The sequence below is a fragment of the Pseudomonas protegens genome, from assembly GCF_013407925.2.
In the GTDB taxonomy this organism is placed as follows: domain Bacteria; phylum Pseudomonadota; class Gammaproteobacteria; order Pseudomonadales; family Pseudomonadaceae; genus Aquipseudomonas; species Aquipseudomonas fluorescens_AP.
In genome coordinates this window covers 4,557,575-4,581,996 of the sequence record NZ_CP060201.1, presented here as the reverse complement: position 1 = coordinate 4,581,996, position 24,422 = coordinate 4,557,575, and the positions used below count along the sequence as shown (strand labels likewise).

Annotated in this window: 19 protein-coding genes and 1 pseudogene; 11 read left to right on the top strand and 9 right to left on the bottom strand. The window is 62.6% G+C overall.

Features of this window, described 5'->3' with window-relative positions; translation table 11 throughout:
* Nucleotides 1–3: 3 nt before the first annotated feature.
* The 4 genes from cyoB to hmpA all read right to left on the bottom strand — a co-directional run bounded on the left by cyoB (nt 4) and on the right by hmpA (nt 5,762).
* A complete protein-coding gene (gene cyoB, locus GGI48_RS21280) occupies nt 4–2,022 on the bottom strand; it encodes a cytochrome o ubiquinol oxidase subunit I (protein WP_016964600.1) in 2,019 nt (672 codons plus the stop codon).
* Nucleotides 2,023–2,025: 3 nt separating this feature from the next.
* Nucleotides 2,026–2,970 (bottom strand): ubiquinol oxidase subunit II, encoded by a 945-nt coding sequence (cyoA, locus tag GGI48_RS21275; RefSeq protein ID WP_016964599.1) that lies wholly within the window; start codon nt 2,968–2,970, stop codon nt 2,026–2,028.
* A 795-nt stretch (nt 2,971–3,765) separates the two neighbouring features.
* A complete protein-coding gene (locus GGI48_RS21270) occupies nt 3,766–4,275 on the bottom strand; it encodes a disulfide bond formation protein B (RefSeq protein WP_016964597.1) in 510 nt (169 codons plus the stop codon).
* A gap of 305 nt (nt 4,276–4,580) precedes the next feature.
* Nucleotides 4,581–5,762, bottom strand: a complete 1,182-nt coding sequence (gene hmpA / locus GGI48_RS21265; RefSeq protein WP_179599923.1) for an NO-inducible flavohemoprotein — start codon at nt 5,760–5,762, stop codon at nt 4,581–4,583.
* Between the two features lie 156 nt (nt 5,763–5,918).
* Here hmpA and norR point away from each other — a divergent pair, with 156 nt between their 5' ends.
* From norR to GGI48_RS21245, 4 genes are all read left to right on the top strand, one after another.
* Complete coding sequence (norR, locus tag GGI48_RS21260; protein WP_179599922.1) at nt 5,919–7,499, top strand: nitric oxide reductase transcriptional regulator NorR; 1,581 nt, start codon at nt 5,919–5,921, stop codon at nt 7,497–7,499.
* 184 nt (nt 7,500–7,683) lie between these two features.
* Entirely contained in the window at nt 7,684–8,586 is a 903-nt protein-coding gene (locus tag GGI48_RS21255) for a chemotaxis protein CheV (RefSeq protein ID WP_179599920.1), read from the top strand.
* 3 nt (nt 8,587–8,589) lie between these two features.
* The gene (locus tag GGI48_RS21250; protein WP_103740496.1) at nt 8,590–9,078 is read left to right on the top strand and encodes a GNAT family N-acetyltransferase; all 489 of its coding nucleotides are present in this window, start codon (nt 8,590–8,592) and stop codon (nt 9,076–9,078) included.
* 126 nt (nt 9,079–9,204) lie between these two features.
* Complete coding sequence (locus GGI48_RS21245) at nt 9,205–9,954, top strand: YkgJ family cysteine cluster protein (RefSeq protein ID WP_047306003.1); 750 nt, start codon at nt 9,205–9,207, stop codon at nt 9,952–9,954.
* Between the two features lie 38 nt (nt 9,955–9,992).
* Here GGI48_RS21245 and GGI48_RS21240 read toward each other — a convergent pair whose 3' ends face one another.
* From GGI48_RS21240 to GGI48_RS21235, 3 genes and pseudogenes are all read right to left on the bottom strand, one after another.
* The gene (locus GGI48_RS21240) at nt 9,993–11,048 is read right to left on the bottom strand and encodes a methyl-accepting chemotaxis protein (protein WP_372840895.1); all 1,056 of its coding nucleotides are present in this window, start codon (nt 11,046–11,048) and stop codon (nt 9,993–9,995) included.
* A 246-nt stretch (nt 11,049–11,294) separates the two neighbouring features.
* Nucleotides 11,295–11,576: pseudogene (locus tag GGI48_RS31580) on the bottom strand (PAS domain-containing protein); the annotation flags it as partial.
* Nucleotides 11,577–11,733: 157 nt separating this feature from the next.
* Nucleotides 11,734–11,979 (bottom strand): hypothetical protein, encoded by a 246-nt coding sequence (locus tag GGI48_RS21235; RefSeq protein WP_016964590.1) that lies wholly within the window; start codon nt 11,977–11,979, stop codon nt 11,734–11,736.
* 224 nt (nt 11,980–12,203) lie between these two features.
* Here GGI48_RS21235 and GGI48_RS21230 point away from each other — a divergent pair, with 224 nt between their 5' ends.
* The 7 genes from GGI48_RS21230 (at nt 12,204) to GGI48_RS21200 (ending at nt 22,077) form a co-directional block, all read left to right on the top strand.
* Nucleotides 12,204–13,361 (top strand): efflux RND transporter periplasmic adaptor subunit, encoded by a 1,158-nt coding sequence (locus GGI48_RS21230; protein WP_179599918.1) that lies wholly within the window; start codon nt 12,204–12,206, stop codon nt 13,359–13,361.
* Nucleotides 13,358–16,453 (top strand): multidrug efflux RND transporter permease subunit, encoded by a 3,096-nt coding sequence (locus GGI48_RS21225; protein ID WP_179599917.1) that lies wholly within the window; start codon nt 13,358–13,360, stop codon nt 16,451–16,453. The genes GGI48_RS21230 and GGI48_RS21225 overlap by 4 nt, the downstream gene beginning before the upstream one ends.
* Before the next feature lie 8 nt (nt 16,454–16,461).
* Entirely contained in the window at nt 16,462–17,139 is a 678-nt protein-coding gene (locus tag GGI48_RS21220) for a heavy metal response regulator transcription factor (protein ID WP_179599915.1), read from the top strand.
* Nucleotides 17,129–18,493 (top strand): heavy metal sensor histidine kinase, encoded by a 1,365-nt coding sequence (locus tag GGI48_RS21215; protein WP_016963264.1) that lies wholly within the window; start codon nt 17,129–17,131, stop codon nt 18,491–18,493. The genes GGI48_RS21220 and GGI48_RS21215 overlap by 11 nt, the downstream gene beginning before the upstream one ends.
* Nucleotides 18,494–18,672: 179 nt before the next feature.
* Complete coding sequence (locus GGI48_RS21210; protein ID WP_047306008.1) at nt 18,673–18,897, top strand: hypothetical protein; 225 nt, start codon at nt 18,673–18,675, stop codon at nt 18,895–18,897.
* A 190-nt stretch (nt 18,898–19,087) separates the two neighbouring features.
* The gene (locus GGI48_RS21205; protein ID WP_179599913.1) at nt 19,088–20,410 is read left to right on the top strand and encodes an OprD family porin; all 1,323 of its coding nucleotides are present in this window, start codon (nt 19,088–19,090) and stop codon (nt 20,408–20,410) included.
* Nucleotides 20,411–20,553: 143 nt separating this feature from the next.
* Nucleotides 20,554–22,077: a diguanylate cyclase gene (locus GGI48_RS21200; RefSeq protein ID WP_179599911.1), complete on the top strand. Its 1,524-nt coding sequence runs from the start codon at nt 20,554–20,556 to the stop codon at nt 22,075–22,077.
* A 67-nt stretch (nt 22,078–22,144) separates the two neighbouring features.
* Here the strand turns inward: GGI48_RS21200 and lpxC are convergent, their stop codons facing one another.
* On the bottom strand, nt 22,145–23,056 hold the full coding sequence (gene lpxC / locus GGI48_RS21195) for a UDP-3-O-acyl-N-acetylglucosamine deacetylase (protein ID WP_011063304.1): 912 nt from the start codon (nt 23,054–23,056) through the stop codon (nt 22,145–22,147).
* 112 nt (nt 23,057–23,168) lie between these two features.
* Entirely contained in the window at nt 23,169–24,362 is a 1,194-nt protein-coding gene (ftsZ, locus tag GGI48_RS21190) for a cell division protein FtsZ (RefSeq protein WP_011063305.1), read from the bottom strand.
* Nucleotides 24,363–24,422: the final 60 nt, after the last annotated feature.

The following is a 24,422-nucleotide window of genomic DNA, read 5'->3' as shown; positions in this document are numbered from 1 at the left end:
GGATTAAGCCTGTTCCAACGAGGTTTCAACACGGGTAGCCGGGATCTTGTTCTCCGATACCAGACGCTTGTGCTGCTCGGCTTCGATGCGTTCGATCGTCTCGACCGGCACCATGTAGCCTTGATCATCACGGGCAGCGTGGATCGCGAAATAGATCACGGTGCCGGCCAGGCTTGCGATGGCCAGCCACCAGATGTGCCAGATCATGGCGAAACCGAACACGGTCAGCAGAGCCCCCATGACCACACCGGTAGCGGTGTTGTTGGGCATGTGGATCGGCTGGTAGCGGCCAGGCTGCGCGTAGGCAGTGCCGTTTTCCTTGGCTTCGGTGAACGGGTCGATGCCTTCGGCTTTCGGCAGTACCGCGAAGTTGTAGAACGGCGGTGGCGACGAAGTCGACCATTCCAGGGTATGGGCGTTCCAAGGGTCGCCGGACACACACATGTTCTGCTTGCGGTCACGCACGCTGACGTACAGCTGGATCAGCTGGCAGGCGATGCCCACGGCGATCATCAGCGCACCCACCATGGCCACGTACAGGTATGGCACCCACTCAGGGTTGGTGGTGGCGTTCAGACGACGGGTCATGCCCATGAAGCCCAGTGCGTAGAGCGGCATGAAGGCAACGAAGAAGCCCGAGATCCAGAACCAGAACGCAGCCTTGCCCCAACCTTCATGCAGCTTGAAGCCGAAGGCTTTCGGGAAGTAGAAGCTGAAGCCGGCGATGTAGCCGAATACCGCGCCGCCGATGATCACGTTATGGAAGTGCGCGATCACGAACAGGCTGTTGTGCAGCACGAAGTCCGCACCCGGGATGGCCAGCAGTACGCCGGTCATGCCGCCGATGGCGAAGGTCACCATGAAGCCCAGGGTCCACAGAACCTGGCTGGTGATGCGCAGACGGCCGTGGTAGATGGTGAACAGCCAGTTGAACAGCTTCACCCCGGTCGGGATCGAGATCAGCATGGTCGCCAGGCCGAAGAAGGCGTTGACGCTGGCCCCCGAACCCATGGTGAAGAAGTGGTGCAGCCAGACCATGAAGCCCAGGATCGAGATCGCGCCGGAGGCGTAGATCATCGAGTGGTGGCCGAACAGGCGCTTGCCGGAGAAGGTCGAGATCACTTCGGAGAAGATACCGAACGCCGGCAGGATCAGGATGTACACCTCGGGGTGACCCCAGGCCCAGAACAGGTTCACGTACATCATTGGATTGCCACCAAGTTCATTGGTGAAAATGTGGAAATCCATGTAACGGTCAAGCGTCAGCAGTGCCAGGGTGGCGGTGAGGATCGGGAACGAAGCCACGATCAGCACGTTGGCCCAGGTGCAGGTCCAGGTGAAGATCGGCATGTCCATCATCTTCATGCCAGGGGTACGCATTTTCAGCACGGTGGCCAGGAAGTTGACCCCCGTCAGCGTTGTCCCCAGACCCGATAGCTGCAGCGCCCAGATGTAGTAGTCCACACCCACGCCCGGACTGTATTGCAGGCCCGACAGCGGCGGATAGGCAACCCAGCCGGTCTTGGCGAATTCGCCAACGCCCAGGGACAGGTTGATCAGCACCACGCCCGATACCAGCAGCCAGAAGCTCAGGGAGTTGAGGAACGGATAGGCCACGTCACGCGCGCCGATCTGCAGCGGCACGACCAGGTTCATCAGGCCGGTGAAGAAAGGCATCGCCATGAAGATGATCATGATCACACCGTGGGCGGTGAAGATCTGGTCATAGTGTTCAGGTGGCAGGTAGCCAGGCGAACCCTCGGTGGCCATGGCCAGCTGGGTACGCATCATGATGGCGTCGGCGAAGCCACGCAGCAGCATGACCATGGCGACGATGATGTACATCACACCGATTTTCTTGTGGTCGACGGACGTCAGCCACTCGGTCCACAGGTAGGTCCACTTCTTGAAGTAGGTGATTGCCGCGAACAGCGCCAGACCACCGAGCAGAATCATGGCAACGGTCACCATGACGATCGGCTCGTGGAACGGTATCGCTTCCAGACTTAATTTACCAAACATCGTTTACTCCTCTGCCCCGGCAGCTGAATGCGAACTCACGTCCATCCCTTCGGTTGCGGCCACTTCCTTTTCTTTCTTCTCGTGCTTGAGCGGCTTGCCCGGTTTCATGCCTTCATACTTGTCGATGACGGTCTGGAACAGGTTTGGCGCGTAAGCGGAGTAGAGCTCGACAGGATTGTTCTGGCTCGGCTTGGAAAGGGCTTCGTATTCAGCGGTATCCAGCTGTTTAGGTGCCTTCTTGACTTCGTTTACCCAGGCGTCGAAATCTTCCTGACTGGTAGCGATCGCTTTGAACTTCATGCCGGTAAAACCCGCGCCGCTGTAGTTGGCGGAGATACCTTCAAGTTCGGTGTTCTGGTTGGCAATCAGGTGCAGCTTGGTGGTCATGCCCGCCATGGCGTAGATCTGGCCGCCCAGGCCCGGGATGAAGAACGAGTTCATCACGGTGTCGGAGGTGACACGGAAGTTCACCGGGGTATGAGCCGGGAACACGATCTTGTTGACGGTGGCGATGCCTTGGTCGGGGTAGATGAACAGCCACTTCCAGTCCATGGCCACCACCTCGATGGTCACCGGCTTGACGTCGGATTCGATCGGGCGATAAGGGTCCAGGGCGTGGGTCGACTTGTAGGTGACATAACCCAGGGCAATGATGATCAGCACCGGAACCAGCCACACCGCGATCTCGATCTTGGTGGAGTGGGACCACTTCGGCGCGTAGGTCGCGTCCTTGTTCGAGGCGCGGTATTTCCAGGCGAAGGCGAAGGTCATGAGAATGACCGGCACAACCACCAGCAGCATCAGAATGGTTGCCGTGATGATCAGGTTTCGTTCATCCAGACCAACCTGACCTTTGGGATCAAGCAAGGTCCATTTGCAGCCTCCCAGCATTAACATGCCGAGCAGCGGCAATAAGCCTAGTAATCTGGGGTACCTGTTTTTACTCATCTCACGACCTCTAAAGCAGCTTGCGCAATGCAGTTGGGTTTTGATCGCCAACACTTCACCCTGCCAAGGGTTGGCATTTTTCTTCAATTGAATAAGGGCCTGCCCGTTGCGTTAAACGCTCAACGACACATCCCGGGCTAGCAGTGGTTCTTATTCGATCTCGTGGTCAAAGGCCTTGTTACAGACCAATTCCATTTGGTGCGGAAGTTTGGAAGGCGCCGACACCCGCAGTCGCACGGAGCGCTCAATCCGCCCCTCGACCGTCCTCGTGTGCTCAGGGATGAGCAGCGTCGGAAATTCAGTGCGTGCGATTGTAGATATGTCGCGTTTCATAAACCATGTCTTATCCCGAAATAATTTTTATCCCGGGACGCAACAATCCCTCACGATTATTGCGAGGGATCGCAACCATATCGATTTTCATTCTCAATAAAAAGCCGCAAAAGGGACTCCCAGCGCCCCCTTTCAACCGGCTGAACAAGCCGCTGAAAGCCGCCTTGGATGGGGCTTCAACCCCCGTAAAACGGGCTTTGTGAAGAGATGTATAGATAGCAGGCTATGGATTTAACCCAGCCTGGCGATTTACACAAAATGACAGACTTCAGGGGAACCGACAGCCCGCTCAGCAGTCTGTTATCGGCCTCCCTCCGGCCCTGTGCGACCGCGACAGTGTGACAACATGTCGCACTTTTACCGCCCCTTCCCTTGCCGCACATCACGGACTTTTCAAGCGCTGGATGAGCGACATGAAAAAGCCCCGGCCCCTGTTGAGGGACCGGGGCTTTTCCGGGTGAATCAGTAGGTTTTCTTGCGGTTGCGAACCACGCCCAGGGGCACCAGGATCACCGTCAGCACGAATGCCAGCAGTGCCCATTGCGCCAGGGACAGGCCCAGGATCGGCGGATAGGGCGTAGAGCAGAAACCGTCCACCTGGAAGACCAGGGGAAAGATGCTCGCCAGCGGCAGACTGTCGACAAAGGGCTGCAGCACATCGATGCCGCAACTCACCGCCGGGTAGAACTGGGTGTACACATGGTGCCCGGCCACCCCGGCCCCCGCGATGGCGCTGATGACCACCAGGGTCTCCATCACCGTCACCCCACGTCGCGAACTCAGGGCCGCCCCGATAAAGGCGAACAGAGCGATCAGCAGCAAGGCATAGCGTTGCAGGATACACAGCGGGCAAGGCGCCTCGCCCAGCACCACCTGCAGGTACAGGGCCCCGCCGATCAGCGCCAGGCAGATAATCCCCAGCAGTACCAGGAAGCGCCGTTCACGTCCTAAACGCAGTCTGTCGTCACTCATCCCTATTCCTTTTTCTGTTGTCTGCTCAACCGGCGTGGCCGTGCTTGTCACGCGGGTTGAATTGCGAAGTTGATCTGATTGCCATCGGGTGCCCGGAAGTCTACACGCTGATCATGACCTTTGAATGCATGGCATCGCAGGCAACACCCAAGGTTTACGGGCCTGGGGGACACATGAATGAAAGGGCCGGCATGGCAGCGCCATCCCGGCATCGAGGGGGAATTAACGTCAGGCAGGTTAAGCAAGGATTAACAAGCCAGCCCCGTTGCAGGGCCGGCTTGTGTTGGCAGGCGCCGATGGTTGGGTTATTCCAGGGCCGCCGCCGGGCCGAAGAACTCATAACGGCTCTGTTGCTCGGGAATGCCCAGGGCCTTGAGGTGACGCTTGATGGCCGCCATGAAGCCCTTGGGACCGAGGAAGTAGGCGTCCAGATCTCGCTGCTGCGGCAACCAGTCGGCCAACTGCTCCCGGGTCAGCAGCCCCAGTTTGTCCGCCGCCGGGCTGACGCCGTCGTCCTCGGCATAACAGTAGAAGCGCTTGAGCTGTGGATAACGCTGGGCCAGTTCGTCGACCCAGTCACGGAACGCATGCACCTGGCCATTGCGCGCGCAGTGGATGAAATGCACCGGGCACTCGGTGGCCAGCGCCGCCTCCAGCATCGGCAGGGTTGGGGTGATGCCCACGCCGCCACTGATCAGCACCAGTGGCTTGTCGCTGGGCTGCAAGGTGAACTCGCCGGCCGGCGGGAACAGCATGATGCTCGTGCCCACCACGCATTGGTCGTGCAGGTAGTTGGACACCACGCCCCCGGGTTCGCGCTTGACGCTGATGCGGTACTGCCCCTGGTTGGAAAGTGCCGACAGGGAGTAGTTGCGCCGCACCTCCTGCCCGTCGATGAACAGCTGCAAGCCGATGTACTGGCCCGGCTCGGCGGCGAGGATCGGCCCCTGATCCAGCGGCTCCAAATACAAGGAAGTGATTTCCGCGCTCTCCTGCACCTTCTGCACCAGCTTGAATGCCCGCGCGCCGCGCCAGCCGCCCGGAGCCTGGGCCTTCTGCTCGTAGATCGCCGACTCGGCACCGATCAGGATATCCGCCAACTGGTTATAGGCCGCGCCCCAGGCAGCGATCACTTCAGGAGTGGCAATCTCGCTGCCCAGCACTTCGGAAATGGCCCGCAACAGGCAGCCCCCCACAATGGGGTAATGCTCCGGCAGGATCTGCAGGGCCACATGCTTGTTGATGATCTTGGCCACCAGATCCCCCAGTTGATCCAACTGGTCGATGTGCCGGGCATACATCAGTACCCCGTTGGCCAGGGCGCGAGGCTGATCGCCACTGGCCTGGTGGGCCTGATTGAACAGCGGGCGCACCTGGGGGTACTCGGACAGCATCATCCGGTAGAAATGGGTAATCAGGGCTTCGCCACCGCTTTCCAGCAGGGGCACAGTGGCTTTGATGATGGCGCGATCTTGAACGCTTAGCATAAGGACAACTCCTGGACTTTATGACTGCTTGCAGGTTTCCCTTATCCAGTCAGTTTTCATGCCAAGATTAAAATCGTTATAAATCAACAATTTAAAATTAATTTAGTCATAAAGACAGCAATGCACTTATAGTCATTAAGACTAGACGGAGTCATTATGACCGCAAAATCCCTGCTCACGACCCTGCTCCCCCTGGTGACCGACCTGTCCCGGGAACTGCCCGAGGGCGAACGTTACCGCCGCCTGCTGGAAGCCTTGCGCGCCCTGCTGCCCTGCGACGCCGCCGCGCTGCTGCGCCTGGATGGTGAATGGCTGGTGCCGCTGGCGGTGGACGGCCTGAGCACCGACACCCTGGGCCGCCGCTTCAAGGTCAGCGAGCACCCACGCTTTGCCGCCCTGCTCGCCAGCCCGGGCCCGACCCGTTTTGCCAGCGACAGTGAGCTGCCCGATCCCTATGACGGCCTGGTGGAAGGTCTTGACGACCACCTGGAAGTGCATGACTGCATGGGCTGCCCGCTGTTCGTCGATGAGCGGCCCTGGGGCCTGCTGACCCTCGATGCCCTGGACCCGCAGCGTTTCGAGCCCATCGAGCTGGACGCCCTGCAAGCCTTCGCCAGCCTCGCCGCGGCCACCGTCAGTGCCGCCGAGCGCATCGAACGCCTGGCGCTGCGGGCCGAAAACGAGCATCAACGGGCCGAGGTCTATCGCCAGGCCAGTGGACAGCAGCGCGAGATGATCGGCCAGAGCAAGGCCCACAAGCGCCTGCTGGAAGAAATCAGCCTGGTGGGCGGCAGCGACCTGACGGTACTGATCACCGGTGAAACCGGCGTCGGCAAGGAGTTGGTGGCCCAGGCCATTCACGCCGCCTCGCCCCGGGCCGAACAGCCGATCATCAGCCTCAACTGCGCGGCCCTGCCCGACACCCTGGTGGAAAGCGAACTGTTCGGCCATGTGCGCGGCGCCTTCACCGGCGCCACCCAGGATCGGCGAGGCAAATTCGAGCTGGCCAATGGCGGCACGCTGTTTCTCGATGAGGTGGGCGAACTGTCGCTCACGGTCCAGGCCAAACTGTTGCGGGTGTTGCAGAGCGGACAATTGCAGCGCCTGGGTTCGGACAAGGAGCATCAGGTGGACGTGCGCCTGATCGCCGCCACCAACCGCGACCTGGCCGAAGAAGTGCGCAGCGGACGCTATCGCGCCGACTTCTACCACCGCCTCAGCGTCTACCCGCTGCGGGTGCCGGCCCTGCGCGAGCGGGGTCGCGACGTGCTGCTGCTCAGCGGTTACTTCCTGGAGCAGAACCGTTCGCGCATGGGCCTGGGCAGCCTGCGGCTGAGCGCCGATGCGCAGCAGGCGCTGCTGGGCTACCACTGGCCGGGCAACGTTCGCGAGCTTGAGCACCTGATCGGCCGCAGCGCCCTCAAGGCCTTGGGCAACTGCCGCGAACGACCGAGGATTCTCAGCCTGGATGCCGCCGACCTGGACCTGCCCAGGATCAGCGAGAAAGCGCCGGACATCGCCGAGCTAACCCTTGACAGCACCCTTGACACCACCCTTGACACCGCCCCATCGGCGCCCCTCAACGGTGACCTCCGCCAGGCCACCGAGCACTATCAACGCCAACTGATCAACGCCTGCCTGGAACGGCACCAGCACAACTGGGCCAGTGCTGCCCGTGAGCTAGGCTTGGACAGAGCCAACCTCAGCCGTCTGGCCAAGCGCCTGGGCCTGCGCTAGAACACCAGGGTTGGGTCGCAGGAGCTGGCTTGCCAGCGAAGGGCAGAGCACGGATCCACTGCCCCGCCCTGCGCCGACGGAAAGCAGGAACACCGCTAAAGCCTGCCCTGAATACGTCGATAACCCGTTATCAATGGTGTTGCGTGGGTCGAGCCACACGCCAACTTTTTCAGAGAAGGTTTTTATGTCCTCCAACAAAGCCCGCGCAGATTCGCTTTCGCTTCTGCTGTTTACCTTGCGCAGCGGCAAGCTGATGGCAATCAACCTGCTTAAAGTCAGTGAAATCATTCCCTGCCCGCCGCTGACCAAGCTGCCGGAATCCCACCCCCATGTGAAAGGCATCGCCACCCTGCGCGGCAACTCGCTGTCGGTGATCGACCTGAGCCGAGCCATTGGCGAACGCCCTCTGGCCGACCCCGACAGCGGCTGCCTGATCGTCACCGACGTCAGCCGCTCCAAGCAGGGCCTGCACGTGCAGGCGGTGAGCAAGATCGTGCATTGCCTGACCACCGATATCCGCCCGCCGCCCTTTGGTTCCGGCGGTATCAAGTCCTACATCACCGGCGTGACCCAGGTGGACGGCACCCTGGTGCAGGTGCTGGACATCGAGAAGGTGATCCACGGCATTGCCCCGGCCCAGATCGAGCTGGCGCCCACCGAGCTGAGCATGGAAGACGCCGAAGTCCTGGGCAACGCGCGGATCCTGGTGGTGGACGACAGCCAGGTGGCGCTGCAGCAATCGGTGCACACCCTGCGCAACCTCGGCCTGCAGTGCCACACCGCCCGCAGTGCCAAGGAGGCTATCGACTGCCTGCTGGAACTGCAGGGCACGGCCAACGAAATCAACCTGATCGTCTCGGACATCGAGATGTCGGAAATGGACGGCTACGCCCTGACCCGGACCCTGCGGGAAACCCCGGACTTCGCTCACCTCTACGTGTTGCTGCACACCTCCCTGGACAGCGCCATGAACAGTGAAAAAGCGCGTCTGGCCGGGGCCAATGCGGTACTCACCAAGTTCTCCTCGCCGGAACTGACCCGCTGCCTGATCGACGCCGCCAAAACCATCGCCACCCAGGCGGCCTGAGCCATGAGCGAGATCCACTGCCTGCTGCTGCGTCGCGATCTCTCCCGCCCGCAGGCCGTCCCGCAGTGGCCGCCCGGGGTCACGGTGCTGCACTACCAGCCCGAGCTGGCCGCCCAAGTGCATCAGCTGATGCACCTGGGCTACCAGGACGGCGGCGGCAGCGTGCCGACCCTGGACCGCTGGCGCCAGTCATTCGAGAACGATGCCGAATACGATCCGCAACTCTGTCTGCTGGCCCGCGATGCCAGCGGACTGATCGGGGTCGCCCAATGCTGGACCAGTGCCTACATCAAGGATCTGGTGGTGCATCCCCGCGCCCGTGGCCAGGGCGTGGGCCGGGCCCTGCTGGAGCAGGCCTTCGTGATGTTCGCCGAACGCAGGGAAGGCTTCGTCGATCTGCGGGTTCTGGAAGACAACCGGCGAGCCCGCCGTTTGTATGAAAGCGCCGGCATGCAGATCCTGCGTCGCGAGCGCGTGCCACAGGGTTCCTGAACATCGGCACGGCCCACCCCGCCAGCCGCGGAGGGTGGCGTGCAACTTGCTTGGCCCCCTGCTCCAGCCGCGCCGACGTGTTTTTTTCGACGCCATCCCCATCGCCCCAGAAGGGTTCCCCGATCCATGAACACCCAGTTTTCCTGCGTTGGTTGCGGCAAGTGCTGCAGCGATCACCACGTGCCCCTGACCCTCACGGAAGCCCGGGCCTGGGCGGCTGACGGCGGTCAGGTGATCGTCCTGGTGGAAGCCTTTCTCGGCAATGGCCTGGGCCTGCCGGTAGCGCAGCGCGAACATGCGCAACGCCGTTCCTGCCGGGTGCTCAGTGGCAGCGCCGAGGCCTATGTGGCGATCACTTTCGCCGCCTACAACGTCGGCCCCTGCCGGAATCTTGACGAAGAGTCGCGCTGTCGCATCTACGAGCGGCGACCGCTGGTGTGTCGCATCTATCCGATGGAAATCAACCCGCACATTCCGCTCAACCCACTGGCCAAGGAGTGCCCGCCGCACTCATGGGAACAGGGCCCGCCACTGATCCTCGGCGGGGAACTGGTGGACCAGGAGCTGGCGGAGCTGATCGCGCGCTCGCGCCAGGCCGACCGTGACGACATCCACACCAAGGAAGCCATCTGCGCCTTGCTGGGGATACGCACCACGGCTCTCAAGGGCGACGGTTTCACTGCTTACCTGCCCGACATGAACGCCCTGGCCGACGCCATCGACCAGGTCCGCGCCGCTCCCCCGCAGAGCGCGAGCCAGCCTTGGCGCTTTCACCTGTCCGGCGACGACATCGCCAGCCAGGTGCTGGCCGCCGGTGCCCAGGTGGTCAGCACTGCCGGCCAGGACTACGCCTTCATCTCCCTGCGCGCCGCCTGAACCAACGGCGCCGGCTGGCGGGCGATCCGCGCAGCGGCCTAGCCACGCTTATGCCAGAACTCCTGGGCCAGCTGGCGCAGATCACCCGCCAGCCCGGCCACGTCGCCTGAATTGACGTGGCTGAGCTGGCCGGCATTGACCGTGACCTCGCAGGCATGGCGGATGCCCATGATGTTGCGGTTGATGTCCTCGCTGACCGCGCTCTGCTCTTCCACCGCCGCGGCAATCTGCAGGCTCATCTCGGTGATCTGGTTGACCCGCTGGCTGATCCCGTCCAGGGCCACCGCCGCGCGCTGGGCCTGGTCGACGCTGCTTTCCACATGCGCGCTGCTGTGCTGCATGGCCTCCACCGCATGGCGCGCGGCGTTTTGCAGGGTGCTGATCATGCGCTGGATCTCGTTGGTGGAATCCTGGGTCCGCTGGGCCAGGCCACGCACCTCATCGGCCACCACGGCAAAGCCGCGCCCCTGCTCGCCGGCCCGCGCCGCCTCGATGGCCGCATTCAGGGCCAGCAGGTTGGTCTGTTCGGCAATGCTGCGAATCACCTCCAGCACCCCGGAAATATCCGTGCTGTGGCCCTCCAGCTGATGGATGACCTCGGTGGCCCGCTCCAGCTCGCTGGCCAGGCGCAGCACCGCGCTGCGGCTTTCGCCCACCAGTTGATGACCTTCGCGGGTTTCGCTTTCCGCCTGATCGGCCGCCACCGATGCCTGTTGGGCATGGGTGGCGACCTCGGCCACGCTGGCGGCCATCTGATGAATGGCGGCCGCCACCTGATCGGTTTCCGCCTGCTGCTCCAGGGTGCTGTTATGACTGCTGTGCAGATGCTCCACCAGCTCCGCGGCATGCCCGGCCAGACGCTGGGAGGCGTCGCCAATGCGCCCCACCACGGCTCCAACCTGGGCTTCGAGCATCTGCAAGGCGAACTCGATACGGCCGAACTCGTCCGCACGACCGGTGTAGATGCCCTGGCTCAGTGGGTTGTCGCCGATCTGCCGGGCGCGCTCGGCGAGGCGATCCAGCGGACGCATTTGCACACCGACCGCCACCAGGCTCAGGCACCAGCCCATGGCCATCACCGCGCCCTGGAGCATCCAGGACTCGGGCAGCAGCCACGCTGAAACCCCGAAGCAGCCGATAAAACCGGCGCTGATGGCGGCCCACAGGCGCAAGCGCAGGCTCACCACCGGCAGCAGGCTCCAGCCTGAACGCCCGCCCTCCCTGAGCCGGGCATAGGCCCGCTCCGCGGCGTCGATCTGTTGCGCGCTGGGCTTGGTGCGCACCGATTGGTACTCCACCGCCTGACCGTCCCGCGTCACCGGCGTGACGTAGGCGCTGACCCAGTAGTGGTCGCCGTTCTTGCAGCGGTTCTTGACCATGCCCATCCACGAGCGGCCGCTCTTGAGGGTGCGCCACATATGGCCGAACGCCGCGGAAGGCATGTCCGGGTGACGCAGCAGGTTGTGCGGCGAACCCAGCAGTTCCTCGCGGGTGTAGCCGCTGATCTTGATGAAATCAGGATTGGCGTAGGTGATCGCGCTGGTCAGATCGGTGGTCGAAAGGATGTTCGCATCAGGGGCAAAGTCCACGTTTCGCCCAGTAACCGGCAGGTTGATCTTCATGGCAAGCGCGCTCGTAATTGTTAGGAGGAGTCGGCAGGGCTGCTGACTCTAAGCGCACTGATGCCACGAATACTGATCCAGCTCAGGTTTAAAGCAATTAGCCATCATTGCGCTTAAAAAGCGCAAATCGAGGCAATGTCTGCGATTGTCGGCGATATCAACGTTTGCCCATGGAGCGACGGGTGCCGGGCGGCGCGGCGCCAGGGGTCTTGGTGTGGCCGTTGCTGGCGCCGTTCTTGTACCAGGGCTGCTGGGCATTCTTGGCCGGGGCGAACTCGGACGGCTTGAACGGAAACTTGAACGCCGGAATTGCCGCTTTGGCCTCGGATTCAGGAGTGGCCGGGGCGGCCGCGGGATCGACGTTCAGGCCGTCATCCGCTGCGGGTTGTGCAGGGGCAGTCATGGAAGCTCCAGGGGAGAAAGATAATCCGCGCCAGGGAACAGGCTGCGGTGGCCGGCAGTATACCTGTGCGCCCGCGATCTTTGACCTGGGGCGCGGCGCCCGGGCCGTACTTTTCTGACAGCGCTGACAGCTGGCGGTCACGGTGCTGACCGGGTTGCCGGACTATAACTGTCAACAGATCATGGCCATCCTTCCGACACTATTGACCCCGGCGCTCGACCTCTATGCCCATTGCCAAGAAAACCGTCGTGTCCGCCGCGCTGCTGGTGGCTCTCATCGCTGGCGCGGCCTGGTTCCTCAACAAGCCGGCGACCGCCAGACTGGCCGCGCCCACGGCGATTCCGGTGCGGGTGGTGCAGGTGGTCCAGCAGGATGTGCCGCGCTACGTCAGCGGCATCGGTACGGTGCTTTCGCTGCACAGCGTGATCATCCGTCCCCAGGTGGATGGCATCCTCACTCGCTTGCTGGTCAAGGAGGGCCAACTGGTCAAGGCCGGGGACCTGCTGGCCACCCTCGATGACCGCTCGATCCGCGCCAACCTGGACCAGGCCAAGGCCCAGCTGGCGCAGAACCAGGCCCAGTTGCAGGTGGCGCAGATCAACCTCAAGCGCTACAAGCTGCTGTCGGTGGATGACGGCGTCTCGAAACAGACCTACGACCAGCAAGCGGCCCTGGTCAATCAGCTCAACGCCACGGCCCAGGGCAATCAGGCCGCCATCGATGCCGCGCAGGTCCAACTGTCCTACACCCAGATCCGCTCGCCCGTCACTGGCCGGGTGGGTATTCGCACCGTGGACGAAGGCAACTTCCTGCGCATGAGCGACGCCCAAGGCCTGTTCTCGGTGACCCAGATCGACCCCATCGCCGTCGAGTTCTCCCTGCCCCAGCAGATGCTGCCCACCCTGCAGCAACTGGTTCGCGCCCAGGACCCGGCAGCGGTCCAGGCTTACCTGGGCACCGACAGCAACAAGGCCGACGCCCTGCTGGGCAATGGCCATCTGAGCCTGATCGACAACCAGATCGATACCGGCACCGGCACCCTGCGCGCCAAGGCAGAGTTCGCCAACCCCCAGCAAAAGCTCTGGCCCGGTCAACTGGTGACCGTGAAGATCCAGACCGCGCTGGACCAGGGCGCGCTGACCGTGCCGCCCACGGTGGTCCAGCGCGGCCTGGATCAGCACTTCGTGTTCCGGGTCAAGGGCCAGCAGGTGGAACGCGTGCCGGTGCAGCTGCTGTACCAGGACAGCGAGCTGAACATCATTGCCGGGGTCCAGGCCGGGGACATATTGGTCAGTGACGGCCAGTCGCGGCTCAAGCCCGGCTCCCAGGTCCAGGTGCTGGATGCCCCGCCGTCTGCGCCTGCCCAGGAGCCCAAGCCATGAAGGGGCGCGGCTCCCTGTCCGCCTGGTGCGTCGACCATCCGGTCGCCACCGTGCTCTTGACCCTGGCCCTGGTGTTGCTGGGGGCGATCGCCTTTCCACGCCTGCCGGTGGCGCCGCTGCCGGAAGCCGAGTTCCCCACCATCCAGGTCTCCGCCTCCCTGCCCGGGGCCAGCCCGGACACCATGGCGTCCTCGGTGGCCACGCCCCTGGAAGTGCAGTTCAGCGCCATCCCCGGCATGACCCAGATGACTTCCAGCAGCGCCCTGGGCTCGACCCTGCTGACCCTGCAGTTCACCCTGAACAAGAGCATCGACACCGCCGCCCAGGAAGTGCAGGCGGCGATCAACACCGCCGCTGGCAAACTGCCCAAGGACATGCCCACCCTGCCCACCTGGAGGAAGGTCAACCCGGCCGACAGCCCGGTGCTGATCCTCAGCATCAGTTCGACGCAGATGCCCGGCACCGAGCTCAGCGACTACGCGGAAACCCTGCTGGCCCGGCAGATCAGCCAGATCGACGGCGTCGGCCAGATCAACATCACCGGCCAGCAACGCCCGGCGATCCGGATCCAGGCCGCGGCGGACAAACTGGCGGCCATCGGCCTGACCCTGGCCGACATCCGCCTGGCGATCCAGCAAACCAGCCTCAACCTGGCCAAGGGCGCGCTGTACGGCGAGTCGAGCATCTCCACCCTGTCCACCAACGACCAGCTGTTTCATCCCGAGGAATACGCTCAGCTGATCGTTTCCTACAAGAACGGCGCACCGGTGCACCTGCAGGACGTGGCCCGGGTGGTCAATGGCCCGGAAGACGCCTACGTCCAGGCCTGGTCCGGCGATCAGCCGGGGGTCAACCTGGTGATCTCGCGTCAGCCCGGGGCCAATATCGTCGACACCGTGGACCGCATCCAGGCCGCCCTGCCGGGGCTTGAGGCCATGCTGCCGGCGTCGGTGCAGGTCAAGGTGCTGGTGGACCGCACCCAGACCATCCGCGCCTCGCTGCACGAGGTGGAGATCACCCTGCTGATCGCGGTGCTGCTGGTGGTGGCGGTGATGGCGCTGTTCCTGCGCCAGTGGTCGGCGACCCTGATCGTCTCCGCGGTACTCGGCGTATCGCTGACCGCCAGCTTCGCCCTGATGTACCTGATGGGCTTCAGCCTGAACAACCTGACCCTCGTGGCCATCGTCATCGCCGTGGGTTTTGTGGTCGACGACGCCATCGTCGTGGTGGAAAACATCCACCGCCACCTGGAAGCCGGCGACGGCATGCGCGAGGCGGCGATCAAGGGCGCCGGCGAGATCGGCTTCACCGTGGTCTCCATCAGTTTCTCCCTGGTGGCGGCGTTCATTCCCCTGCTGTTCATGGGCGGCGTGGTCGGTCGGCTGTTCAAGGAGTTCGCCCTGACCGCCACCTCCACCATCATGATTTCGGTGCTGGTCTCGCTGACGCTAGCGCCCACCCTGGCCGCCCTGTTCATGCGCGCCCCGGTGCACCCGGTCCACGCCAAGCCGGGCTTCGGCGAGCGCCTGCTGGCACTCTACGAGCGCGCGCTGCGCCGGGCCCTGGCCCACCAGAAACTGATGCTGGGCATTTTCGGCCTGACCCTGAGCATGGCCATTGCCGGCTATATCCTGATTCCCAAGGGCTTCTTCCCGGTGCAGGACACCGGTTTCGTGCTCGGCACCACCGAAGCCGCCGCCGACATTTCCTACCCGGACATGGTGAAAAAACACCAGGCCCTGGCCGAGATCGTCGCCGCCGACCCGGCGGTGCAGGCCTTCTCCCATTCGGTGGGAGTTTCCGGCAGCAACCAGACCATTGCCAACGGCCGTTTCTGGATTTCCCTCAAGGACCGTGGCGACCGGGATGTCTCGGCCAGCGCCTTCATCGACCGCATCCGCCCGCAACTGATGCAGGTGCCCGGTATCGTCCTGTACCTGCGAGCCGGGCAGGACATCAACCTCAGTTCCGGCCCCAGCCGCGCCCAGTACCAGTACGTGCTGAAAAGCAACGACGGCCCGACCCTGACCACCTGGACCCAGCGCCTGACCGAGAAGCTACGCAGCAACCCGGCGTTCCGCGACGTCTCCAACGACCTGCAACTGGGCGGCAGCATCACCCATATCAATATCGATCGGACCGCCGCCGCGCGCTTCGGCCTCACCGCCAGCGATGTCGACCAAGCGCTGTACGACGCCTTCGGCCAGCGCCAGATCAACGAGTTCCAGACCGAGATCAACCAGTACAACGTGATCCTCGAACTCGACACCCAGCAACGGGGCAAGGCCGAGAGCCTCAACTACTTCTACCTGCGTTCGCCGTTGACCGGGGACATGGTCCCGCTGTCGGCCCTGGCGCGTTTCGATGCGCCCAGCATCGGCCCGCTGTCGATCGCTCACGACGGCATGTTCCCGGCCGCCAACCTGTCGTTCAACCTGGCCCCCGGCGTGGCCCTGGGGGACGCGGTGATCCTGCTGCAACAGGCCAAGAACGAGATCGGCATGCCAGCGGCCATCAGCGGCAATTTCCAGGGCGCGGCCCAGGCCTTCCAGAGCTCCCTGGCCAGCCAGCCGTACCTGATCCTCGCCGCGCTGGTGGCCGTGTACATCATTCTCGGGGTGCTGTACGAAAGCTTCGTGCATCCGCTGACGATCATTTCCACCCTGCCTTCGGCGGGGCTCGGCGCCCTGCTGATGCTCTGGCTCTGTGGCCAGGACTTTTCCATCATGGCGCTGATCGGCCTGGTGCTGCTGATCGGCATCGTCAAGAAGAACGGCATCCTGATGATCGACTTCGCCCTGGAAGCCCAGCGCAACGGCGGCCTGCCTCCTGAAGAGGCCATCTACCAGGCCTGTATCACCCGCTTCCGGCCGATCATCATGACCACCCTGGCCGCCTTGCTCGGCGCCCTGCCGCTGATGCTCGGCTACGGCACCGGCGCCGAACTGCGCCAGCCCCTGGGTATCGCCGTGGTCGGCGGTTTGCTGGTGAGCCAGGCGCTGACGCTGTTCACCACGCCGGTCATATACTTGTGGCTCAAGCGGCTGTTCCACCGGCCCCGGCCGGCCCTTTCGCCGGCCACCAACACCTGAGGCGGGTCATGCGCGTTCTGATTATCGAAGACGAAGAAAAAACCGCGGACTATCTGCATCGCGGATTGACCGAACAGGGCTACACCGTCGACCTGGCCCGGGATGGCATCGAGGGGCTGCACCTGGCGCTGGAAAGCGACTACGCGGTGATCGTGCTGGATGTCATGCTCCCCGGCCTGGACGGCTTTGGCTTATTGCGCGCCCTGCGTGCGCGCAAGCAGACCCCGGTGATCATGCTCACCGCCCGCGAACGCGTCGAGGACCGGATTCGCGGCCTGCGCGATGGCGCCGACGACTACCTGGGCAAGCCTTTCTCCTTCCTTGAGCTGGTGGCCCGCCTGCAGGCCCTGACCCGCCGCAGCGGTGGTCACGAGCCGGTACAGATCAGCATCGCCGACCTGTGGATCGACCTCATCAGCCGCAAGGCCAGTCGCGCCGGCACCCGTCTGGACCTGACCGCCAAGGAGTTTTCCCTGCTCAGCGTACTGGCCCGGCGCCAGGGCGAAATCCTGTCCAAGACCTCGATTGCCGAGATGGTCTGGGACATCAATTTCGACAGCGACGCAAATGTCGTCGAAGTGGCGATCAAGCGCCTGCGGGCCAAGCTCGACGGGCCGTTCGAGCACAAGCTGCTGCACACCATCCGCGGTATGGGCTATGTGCTGGAGAACCGCAGTGGCGAGTAACTCCATCGCCCTGCGCCTGAGCGGGCTGTTCACCCTGGTGGCCCTGCTGATCTTCCTGCTGATTGGCGGCGCCCTTTATCAACAGGTGGACAAGGGCCTGGGGCTGCTGCCGGAAGCCGAGCTGGATGCGCGCTACAGCGTGCTGGAGTCGGCCCTGAACCGCTACGGCAATCCGGAACACTGGGCCAAGATCAACGCCAAGCTCAAGCTGCTCAGCGAGGAAGACAAACGCATCCGCTTCTGGGCGGTGAGCGGCGACCCCGGTTATGAGTACGGCAACCCGGACCCGCAGATCCGCGCTTTCGCCGCAGGACCGCTGGGCATGCGCGACCTGAACCTGAGCGACCACCCCTATCCGTTGAAGGTGCTGGTCAGCCAGTTGCCGGCCAAGGAACAACGCCCGGCCCTGCGCTTTCTGATCGCCATCGAGACCGACACCTTTCACCAGACCCAGCACCAGTTGCTGATGGCGCTGATCGGCCTGGCCATTGTCGGCGTCGTGCTGGCCTCGGCCCTGGGTTACTGGGTGGCGCGGATCGGCCTCAAGCCGCTGATCAAGCTGTCCCAGGAGGCCCAGCGCCTGGCACCGCCACGGCTGTCCGGGCGCCTGCAGCTCTCGCCCCTGCCGCCGGAGCTGAGCCAGTTCGTCAATTCCTTCAACTCCACCCTGGAACGGGTCGAGCATGCCTACTCGCGCCTGGAATCGTTCAACGCCGACGTGGCCCATGAACTGCGCTCGCCGCTGACCAACCTGATCGGCCAGACCCAGGTAGCCCTGACCCGGGGCCGCTCGGCGGAGCATTACTTCGAGGTGCTGCAATCCAACCTGGAAGAACTGGAACGCTTGCGCTCGATCGTCAACGACATGCTGTTCCTGGCCAGTGCCGACCAGGGCAGCAAGGCCACCAAGCTCACCAGCACCTCCCTGGCGGCGGAAGTGGCCACCACCCTGGACTACCTGGATTTCATCCTCGAAGACGCCCAGGTCCGGGTCGAGGTCCAGGGCGATGCCCAGGTGCAGATCGAGATTGCCCACCTGCGCCGGGCCCTGATCAACCTGTTGAGCAATGCCGTGCAGCACACGGCGGCGGGAGAAGTGATCCGGGTGCGGATCGAGGTGCAGGACCATCAGGCGACGATCGCCGTGAGCAATCCGGGGCAGAGCATTGCCAGTGAACACCTGCCCAGGCTGTTCGAACGCTTCTACCGGGTCGACGCCTCGCGCAGCAACAGCGGCGCCAACCATGGCCTGGGGCTGGCCATCGTCAAGGCCATCGCCCTGATGCACGGTGGCGACGTTTTCGTCAGCAGCGACCGCGGCGTCAATACCTTTGGGCTTTACCTGCCTCTCTGACTCGCGGATTCTCGGACGCTCGGATTCTGTAGGCGCAGGCCAGCCAGTGCCCACAAGTTCGCGCCGACTGTTGTTTTTTTGGTAACAGTCCTTATCCTGTTCGGCTCTTTTTCCTGGCACCCACTGGATATATTTTTGTCGCACCGAATTGAACTTGCTCTGCAAGAAGGTCTTCAGAAATGTCCAACAGTATGGGTATCGCCAGCGCCTTTGTTTTGTCTTCCCTGTTCGTGGCACCGATGGCCATGGCCGAGGAATCCCAGGGATTCGTGGCCAGAAATGCCGCACGCGCCGCCGCCTTCGAACAAGCACAGATCGCCCAGGCCACCCAGCAGCAAAACAATCAGCAAGCCCAGAAAGTCACGGCCGAGCAAAGCAAGAGCGACGCTCGGAAAGACAGCTGATCCGCGATACCGACTCGTTTCCCTCGACAACTTCTCTGCTTTCAACCCCGGAGTAAGTTGTCTTAAAGCCGCTGACTTCAGCGGCTTTTTTTTGCCATGCAAGAACCCGCGCCCCAGGCGTCGGGCCCAGAGCAAGCAACTCGCGAATTCACAATAAAAAACCAAGTTCACCCACCAAAGGAGCTACACGTTGTTCAGGATCACGCTGAGAATCAGCCCACTCTTCATTGCAATCGCTGCAACTATTCCCACCTTGGGCCAGGCTGCCGAAGAGAGCGACAAACAGGGCTTCGTCGCAGGCTCCAGCCTCAAGCTCAACGCCCGCAACTACTACATGAATCGCAACCGGCAGCAGCAGGCGGATGACAACATCGAGTGGGGCCAGGGCTTCCTCGGAGTCTTCGAGTCCGGCTACACCCAGGGCACCGTGGGTTTCGGCCTGGATGCCAATGCCATGCTCGGCCTCAAGCTCGATGGCGGTGGCGGCACCGACAGTTCGAGCATCCTGCCCATCAGCGATGGCAACGGAAAAGCGCCCGGAGCCTTCTCCAGCGCTGGGGCCACCTTGAAGATGCGAGCCTTCGACACCGAGCTCAAGGCCGGCGACCTGTTCCTCAACAACCCGGTGATCGCCGGGGGCATGAGCCGCATGCTGCCGCAGACGTTCCGTGGCGTCAGCCTGACCAACCGCAGCTTCGACGGCTGGATGTTCGAGGGCGGCCAGGCCAGCTTCACCAAACCCTACAACCAGAGCGGTCGCCAGCGCATCGGCAGTTCCTACGGGAGTCTGCGCGATGGCGACGAGAGCCGGCACCTGAACTGGGCCGGGGTGGCCTGGAGCGGCGTTCCGGGGCTGACCAGCAGCCTCTACGCCTCCGAACTCAAGGACGTCTGGAACCAGTACTACTACGACCTGGACTACACCTACGCGGTCAATGATCTGGTCAGCCTCAACCCTGGCCTGCACTTCTATCACACCCAGGACACCGGTCAGGCCCTGCTGGGCAACATCGACAACAACACCTACAGCCTGCACTTCACCGTCGGCGTGGGCAGTCACAGCGTCACTGCGGCCTACCAGCGGGTCAACGGCAACACACCGTTCGACTACATCGCTCAAGGCGACAGCATCTACCTGGACAACTCCCAGCAATACTCGGACTTCAACGGCCCCAACGAGCGCTCGTGGAAGCTCAAGTACGCCTATGATTTCGCCGGCCTCGGCCTGCCGGGCCTGACCTCGTCGCTGTCCTATTCCCGCGGCGAACTGGACCTGACCAAGGTCGATCCGGACAGCCGTGGCTACGCCTCCTGGTACAGCGCCGACGGCAAGAACGCCAAGCACTGGGAACGCGACCTGGACCTCAAGTACGTGGTCCAGGGCGGCACCGCCAAGGACCTCGCCGTGCGCCTGCAATGGGCGACCAACCGTGGCGGCAACGGTTACGGCGCGCTGGATAACGACACCGATGAATACCGCGTGATCGTCGACTACCCGATCAACGTCTTCTAAGGCGCGTCAGGCAAAAAGGCCGGCATGTTTTGCTGGCCTTTTTTGCATTCGGGATTTATACAGGCGCGACGGCGTGACCGACTTCTGTAGCCCACGTCCACACTAGCCTGACACCTGTCGACGACGTAGCAGAAATCAAAATCATGAACGTGAGCAGTGCGCCCCCTCGCACAGGGAAAATCGCGTCAAACACGGAACGCCTGGTGGTCCTGGCCAGCTCGCTGATCGTCGTGGCCATTCTCAGCATCGTCACTTACCTGTTGATCCGCGAACGCGCGGCCGCCGAGCAGGCAGCGACCCGTGCCGCGAACAACATCGTGCAATTGATCGATGCCGATGTCTTGCGCAACGTCGAACTCTACGACCTGTCCCTCAAGGGCCTGATCAGTGCCACGCAACGCAACGACCTGCAGCAGGTTTCGGCGCCCATTCGTCACCTGGCATTGTTCGACCGGGCCACCGCCGCGCCCTACAAGGGCGACATCCTGCTGCTGGACAAGCAGGGCGACGTGCTGGCCGACTCGGCATCGGTAGTGCCACGCCAAGGCAACTTCGCCGATCGCGAGTATTTTCGCGCGCATATCGACAACCCGGACCCGGGAATGATGATCAGCCCGCCATTCCGCGCCCGTAACGCCGATCACGACTGGCGGATCAGCTTCAGCCGTCGCCTCAGCGATGAACAGGGCCAGTTCATCGGGGTTGCCGAAGCGGCCATGCGCCTGAGCTACTTCAACGAGCTGTTCAAGAATCTGGATATCGGGCGCAACGGCTCGATCAACCTGGTGAGTCGCGACGGGGTTCTGCTGGCCCAACAACCACCTCTGGCGGACGATCTGATTGGCAAAAACTTCAGCAATCGCCCCAACTTCGTACGCATCCTGCGCGAAGGCAATGGCAGCTTCAGCGGCGTCTCCAGCGTTGATCAGATGCACCGGCTGTACACCTTCTCCCAGGTGGGCGATCTGCCGCTGATCGTGATTGTCGCGCTGTCCATCGACGAGGTCTTCGCGGCCTGGCAACGCACTGCGCTGCTGATCAGCGGCGCCACCGGGGTACTGTGCATCGCTCTGTTCTGGCTGACCTGGCAACTGTGTCGCGAACTGCGGCGCCGGCAGAACGCCGAGCTGGAGCTGGCACGACTGGCCGCTGTCGATGCCCTCACCGGCCTGGCCAATCGCCGTACTCTGGACCAGGTGCTGAGCAACGAATGGGCACGGGCCCGACGCACCCATCTGCCGTTGTCGCTATTGATGATCGATGTCGATCACTTCAAATCCTTCAACGACCGCTTCGGCCATCCGCTGGGGGATCAGGCCCTGCGTGCGGTGGCGCAGTGCATCGACGCTTGCGCCGGGCGGCCGTCGGACCTGACAGCGCGCTATGGCGGCGAGGAGTTTGCGGTCATCCTGCCAGGGACCGACAGTGCCGGCGCCGCCGTCCTGGCGGAGAAGATCCGCGCCAGCATCGCCGCCTTGCCGGCCATCAGCGCACAGGCCACGTCCCTGACCGTGAGCATCGGCATCAACACCTGGTCGGGCCAACCCGATGTCGCTCTGGAACAATGGGTAAGCGACGCCGACAAGGCCCTGTATCAGGCCAAGTACAGCGGTCGCAATCGGGTGGTTTCCAACATGTCCTACAGCGGCTACCCGCGCAGCGCCTGAAACCTGGGGCATAAAAAAAGGCCATCCGGGGGGATGGCCTTCAAAAACAAAAGGAAAGAGAGAGTACTTACACGGCCGCGACCGGACGCATGTAAGAGATCGGTGCAGTACTGGCGTCTTCGAAGGTCACGACTTCCCAGGCATCTTTCTGCTCAATCAACTTGCGCAGTAGCTGGTTGTTCAGTGCGTGGCCCGACTTGAAGCCTTTGAACTCGCCTATCAGGCTATTGCCCAGCAGGTAGAGGTCACCAATTGCATCCAGAATCTTGTGCTTGACGAATTCGTCTTCGTAGCGAAGACCGTCTTCGTTCAGCACGCCATCCGAATCGACCACAATGGCGTTTTCCACGCTGCCGCCGAGTGCGAGGTTGTGCTTGCGCAGGTACTCGATGTCACTCATGAAACCAAAGGTACGGGCGCGGCTGACTTCTTTTACAAACGAAGTGCTGGAGAAGTCCACGCTTGCACTCTGGGTGCGGTCACGGAAAACCGGGTGATCGAAATCGATCTCGAAGCTCACTTTAAAACCATCGAAAGGCACGAAAGTGGCGCGCTTGTCGCCGTCTTCCACGGTCACTTCACGAAGGATGCGGATGAACTTTTTAGCTGCGTCCTGTTCTTCGAGGCCAGCAGATTGAATCAGGAATACGAAGGGTCCGGCACTGCCATCCATGATCGGGACTTCGGACGCGGAGAGCTCGACGTAGGCGTTATCGATGCCCAGGCCAGCCATGGCCGAGAGCAAGTGCTCCACCGTGTCCACTTTGACGTCACCGTTGACCAGAGTGGTCGACATCGTGGTTTCGCCAACATTTTCCGCGCGAGCAGGAATCTGCACCACAGGGTCCAGGTCGGCACGACAAAACACAATGCCGGTGTCGACAGGCGCAGGCTTGAGGGTCAGGTATACCTTCTCCCCGGAATGCAGGCCTACACCTGTGGCACGGATAATATTCTTCAGGGTGCGTTGTTTAATCATGGCTTGGGCCGCTTCAGCGCAAATTGCGAACTGGTATCAACAAAGGCTGGCGATAATAGCAGACCATGCCTTTGCTGAACACCAATCACCCTAATACCCCTGATACATTCCATCAATCGGCCTGGCGACGCAGGAATGCCGGGATGTCCAGGTAATCCAGATCATCTTGCGGATTCAGCTTCGCCGCGGTCGCCGCGTTCGACTGCGCCTGATTGCGCATGACGGTCGGACGGTCCAGGTCGCGGTAGTTCACCGACGGCAGTTCCTGACGAGCAGGGGCTGGCGCTTGCGACTGTGCGGACATGGAAGTCTGAACGGTGTTGTCGATGACCTTTACCGGCTTCTCGATTTTCGCGCCCAGGCCGGTGGCCACTACGGTTACATGCAGCTCGTCACGCATGTCCGGATCGATAACGGTACCGACCTTGACCATGGCGTGCTCGGAAGCGAAGGCTTCGATGATGCTACCCACGTCGGAGTACTCACCCAGGGACAGGTCAGGACCGGCGGTGATATTCACCAGGATGCCGCGTGCACCTTCCAGGTTCACGTCTTCCAGCAGCGGGTTGCGGATCGCCGCTTCAGTGGCTTCACGTGCACGGTTCGGACCGCTGGCGCAGCCAGTGCCCATCATCGCCATGCCCATTTCGCTCATCACGGTGCGTACGTCGGCAAAGTCGACGTTGATCATGCCCGGACGCTTGATGATGTCGGAGATACCGCGAACGGCACCGGCCAACACGTCGTCAGCCTTGGCGAAAGCCGACAGCAGGCTGGCGTCCTTGCCGAGGATGGTCAGCAGCTTCTCGTTGGGGATGGTGATCAACGAGTCGACACTTTCGCTCAGCGCGCGGATGCCCTCATCGGCGATCTGCATGCGCTTGCGGCCTTCGAACGGGAACGGACGGGTCACCACCGCAACGGTGAGGATGCCCATTTCCTTGGCCACTTCAGCGATGATCGGCGCCGCACCGGTACCGGTACCGCCGCCCATGCCGGTGGTGATGAACACCATGTTGGTGCCCGCCAGTACTTCGGCGATACGCTCGCGGTCTTCCAGAGCGGCTTGACGGCCGACTTCCGGATTGGCGCCAGCACCCAGGCCCTTGGTCACGCCGGTGCCCAGTTGCAGGATGGTCCGCGCGCCGATGTTTTTCAGTGCTTGAGCATCAGTGTTGGCGCAGATGAACTCGACGCCTTCGATGTTGCTCTTGACCATGTGATTGACCGCGTTGCCGCCGCCACCGCCAACACCGATAACCTTGATTACCGGACTCTGCGGGATGTTGTCTACGAGTTCGAACATTTTCCCTCTCCTTTCATTTCTCTAGTTTTTCGCCTACTGCCTACTGCTTTGAAACGGTGT

Bases quoted from the DNA above. Each gene is read 5' to 3' on its own strand.
- GGI48_RS21230 (WP_179599918.1), top strand. From the start codon at position 12,204: ATGCCCATTGCCAAGAAAACCGTCGTGTCCGCCGCGCTGCTGGTGGCT.
- GGI48_RS21235 (WP_016964590.1), bottom strand. From the start codon at position 11,979: ATGACTGCCCCTGCACAACCCGCAGCGGATGACGGCCTGAACGTCGAT.
- GGI48_RS21270 (WP_016964597.1), bottom strand. From the start codon at position 4,275: ATGAGTGACGACAGACTGCGTTTAGGACGTGAACGGCGCTTCCTGGTA.
- GGI48_RS21220 (WP_179599915.1), top strand. From the start codon at position 16,462: ATGCGCGTTCTGATTATCGAAGACGAAGAAAAAACCGCGGACTATCTG.
- ftsZ (WP_011063305.1), bottom strand. From the start codon at position 24,362: ATGTTCGAACTCGTAGACAACATCCCGCAGAGTCCGGTAATCAAGGTT.
- cyoA (WP_016964599.1), bottom strand. From the start codon at position 2,970: ATGAGTAAAAACAGGTACCCCAGATTACTAGGCTTATTGCCGCTGCTC.
- hmpA (WP_179599923.1), bottom strand. From the start codon at position 5,762: ATGCTAAGCGTTCAAGATCGCGCCATCATCAAAGCCACTGTGCCCCTG.
- GGI48_RS21250 (WP_103740496.1), top strand. From the start codon at position 8,590: ATGAGCGAGATCCACTGCCTGCTGCTGCGTCGCGATCTCTCCCGCCCG.
- GGI48_RS21245 (WP_047306003.1), top strand. From the start codon at position 9,205: ATGAACACCCAGTTTTCCTGCGTTGGTTGCGGCAAGTGCTGCAGCGAT.
- GGI48_RS21255 (WP_179599920.1), top strand. From the start codon at position 7,684: ATGTCCTCCAACAAAGCCCGCGCAGATTCGCTTTCGCTTCTGCTGTTT.
- GGI48_RS21240 (WP_372840895.1), bottom strand. From the start codon at position 11,048: ATGCTCCAGGGCGCGGTGATGGCCATGGGCTGGTGCCTGAGCCTGGTG.
- GGI48_RS21200 (WP_179599911.1), top strand. From the start codon at position 20,554: ATGAACGTGAGCAGTGCGCCCCCTCGCACAGGGAAAATCGCGTCAAAC.
- lpxC (WP_011063304.1), bottom strand. From the start codon at position 23,056: ATGATTAAACAACGCACCCTGAAGAATATTATCCGTGCCACAGGTGTA.
- cyoB (WP_016964600.1), bottom strand. From the start codon at position 2,022: ATGTTTGGTAAATTAAGTCTGGAAGCGATACCGTTCCACGAGCCGATC.
- GGI48_RS21225 (WP_179599917.1), top strand. From the start codon at position 13,358: ATGAAGGGGCGCGGCTCCCTGTCCGCCTGGTGCGTCGACCATCCGGTC.
- GGI48_RS21210 (WP_047306008.1), top strand. From the start codon at position 18,673: ATGTCCAACAGTATGGGTATCGCCAGCGCCTTTGTTTTGTCTTCCCTG.
- norR (WP_179599922.1), top strand. From the start codon at position 5,919: ATGACCGCAAAATCCCTGCTCACGACCCTGCTCCCCCTGGTGACCGAC.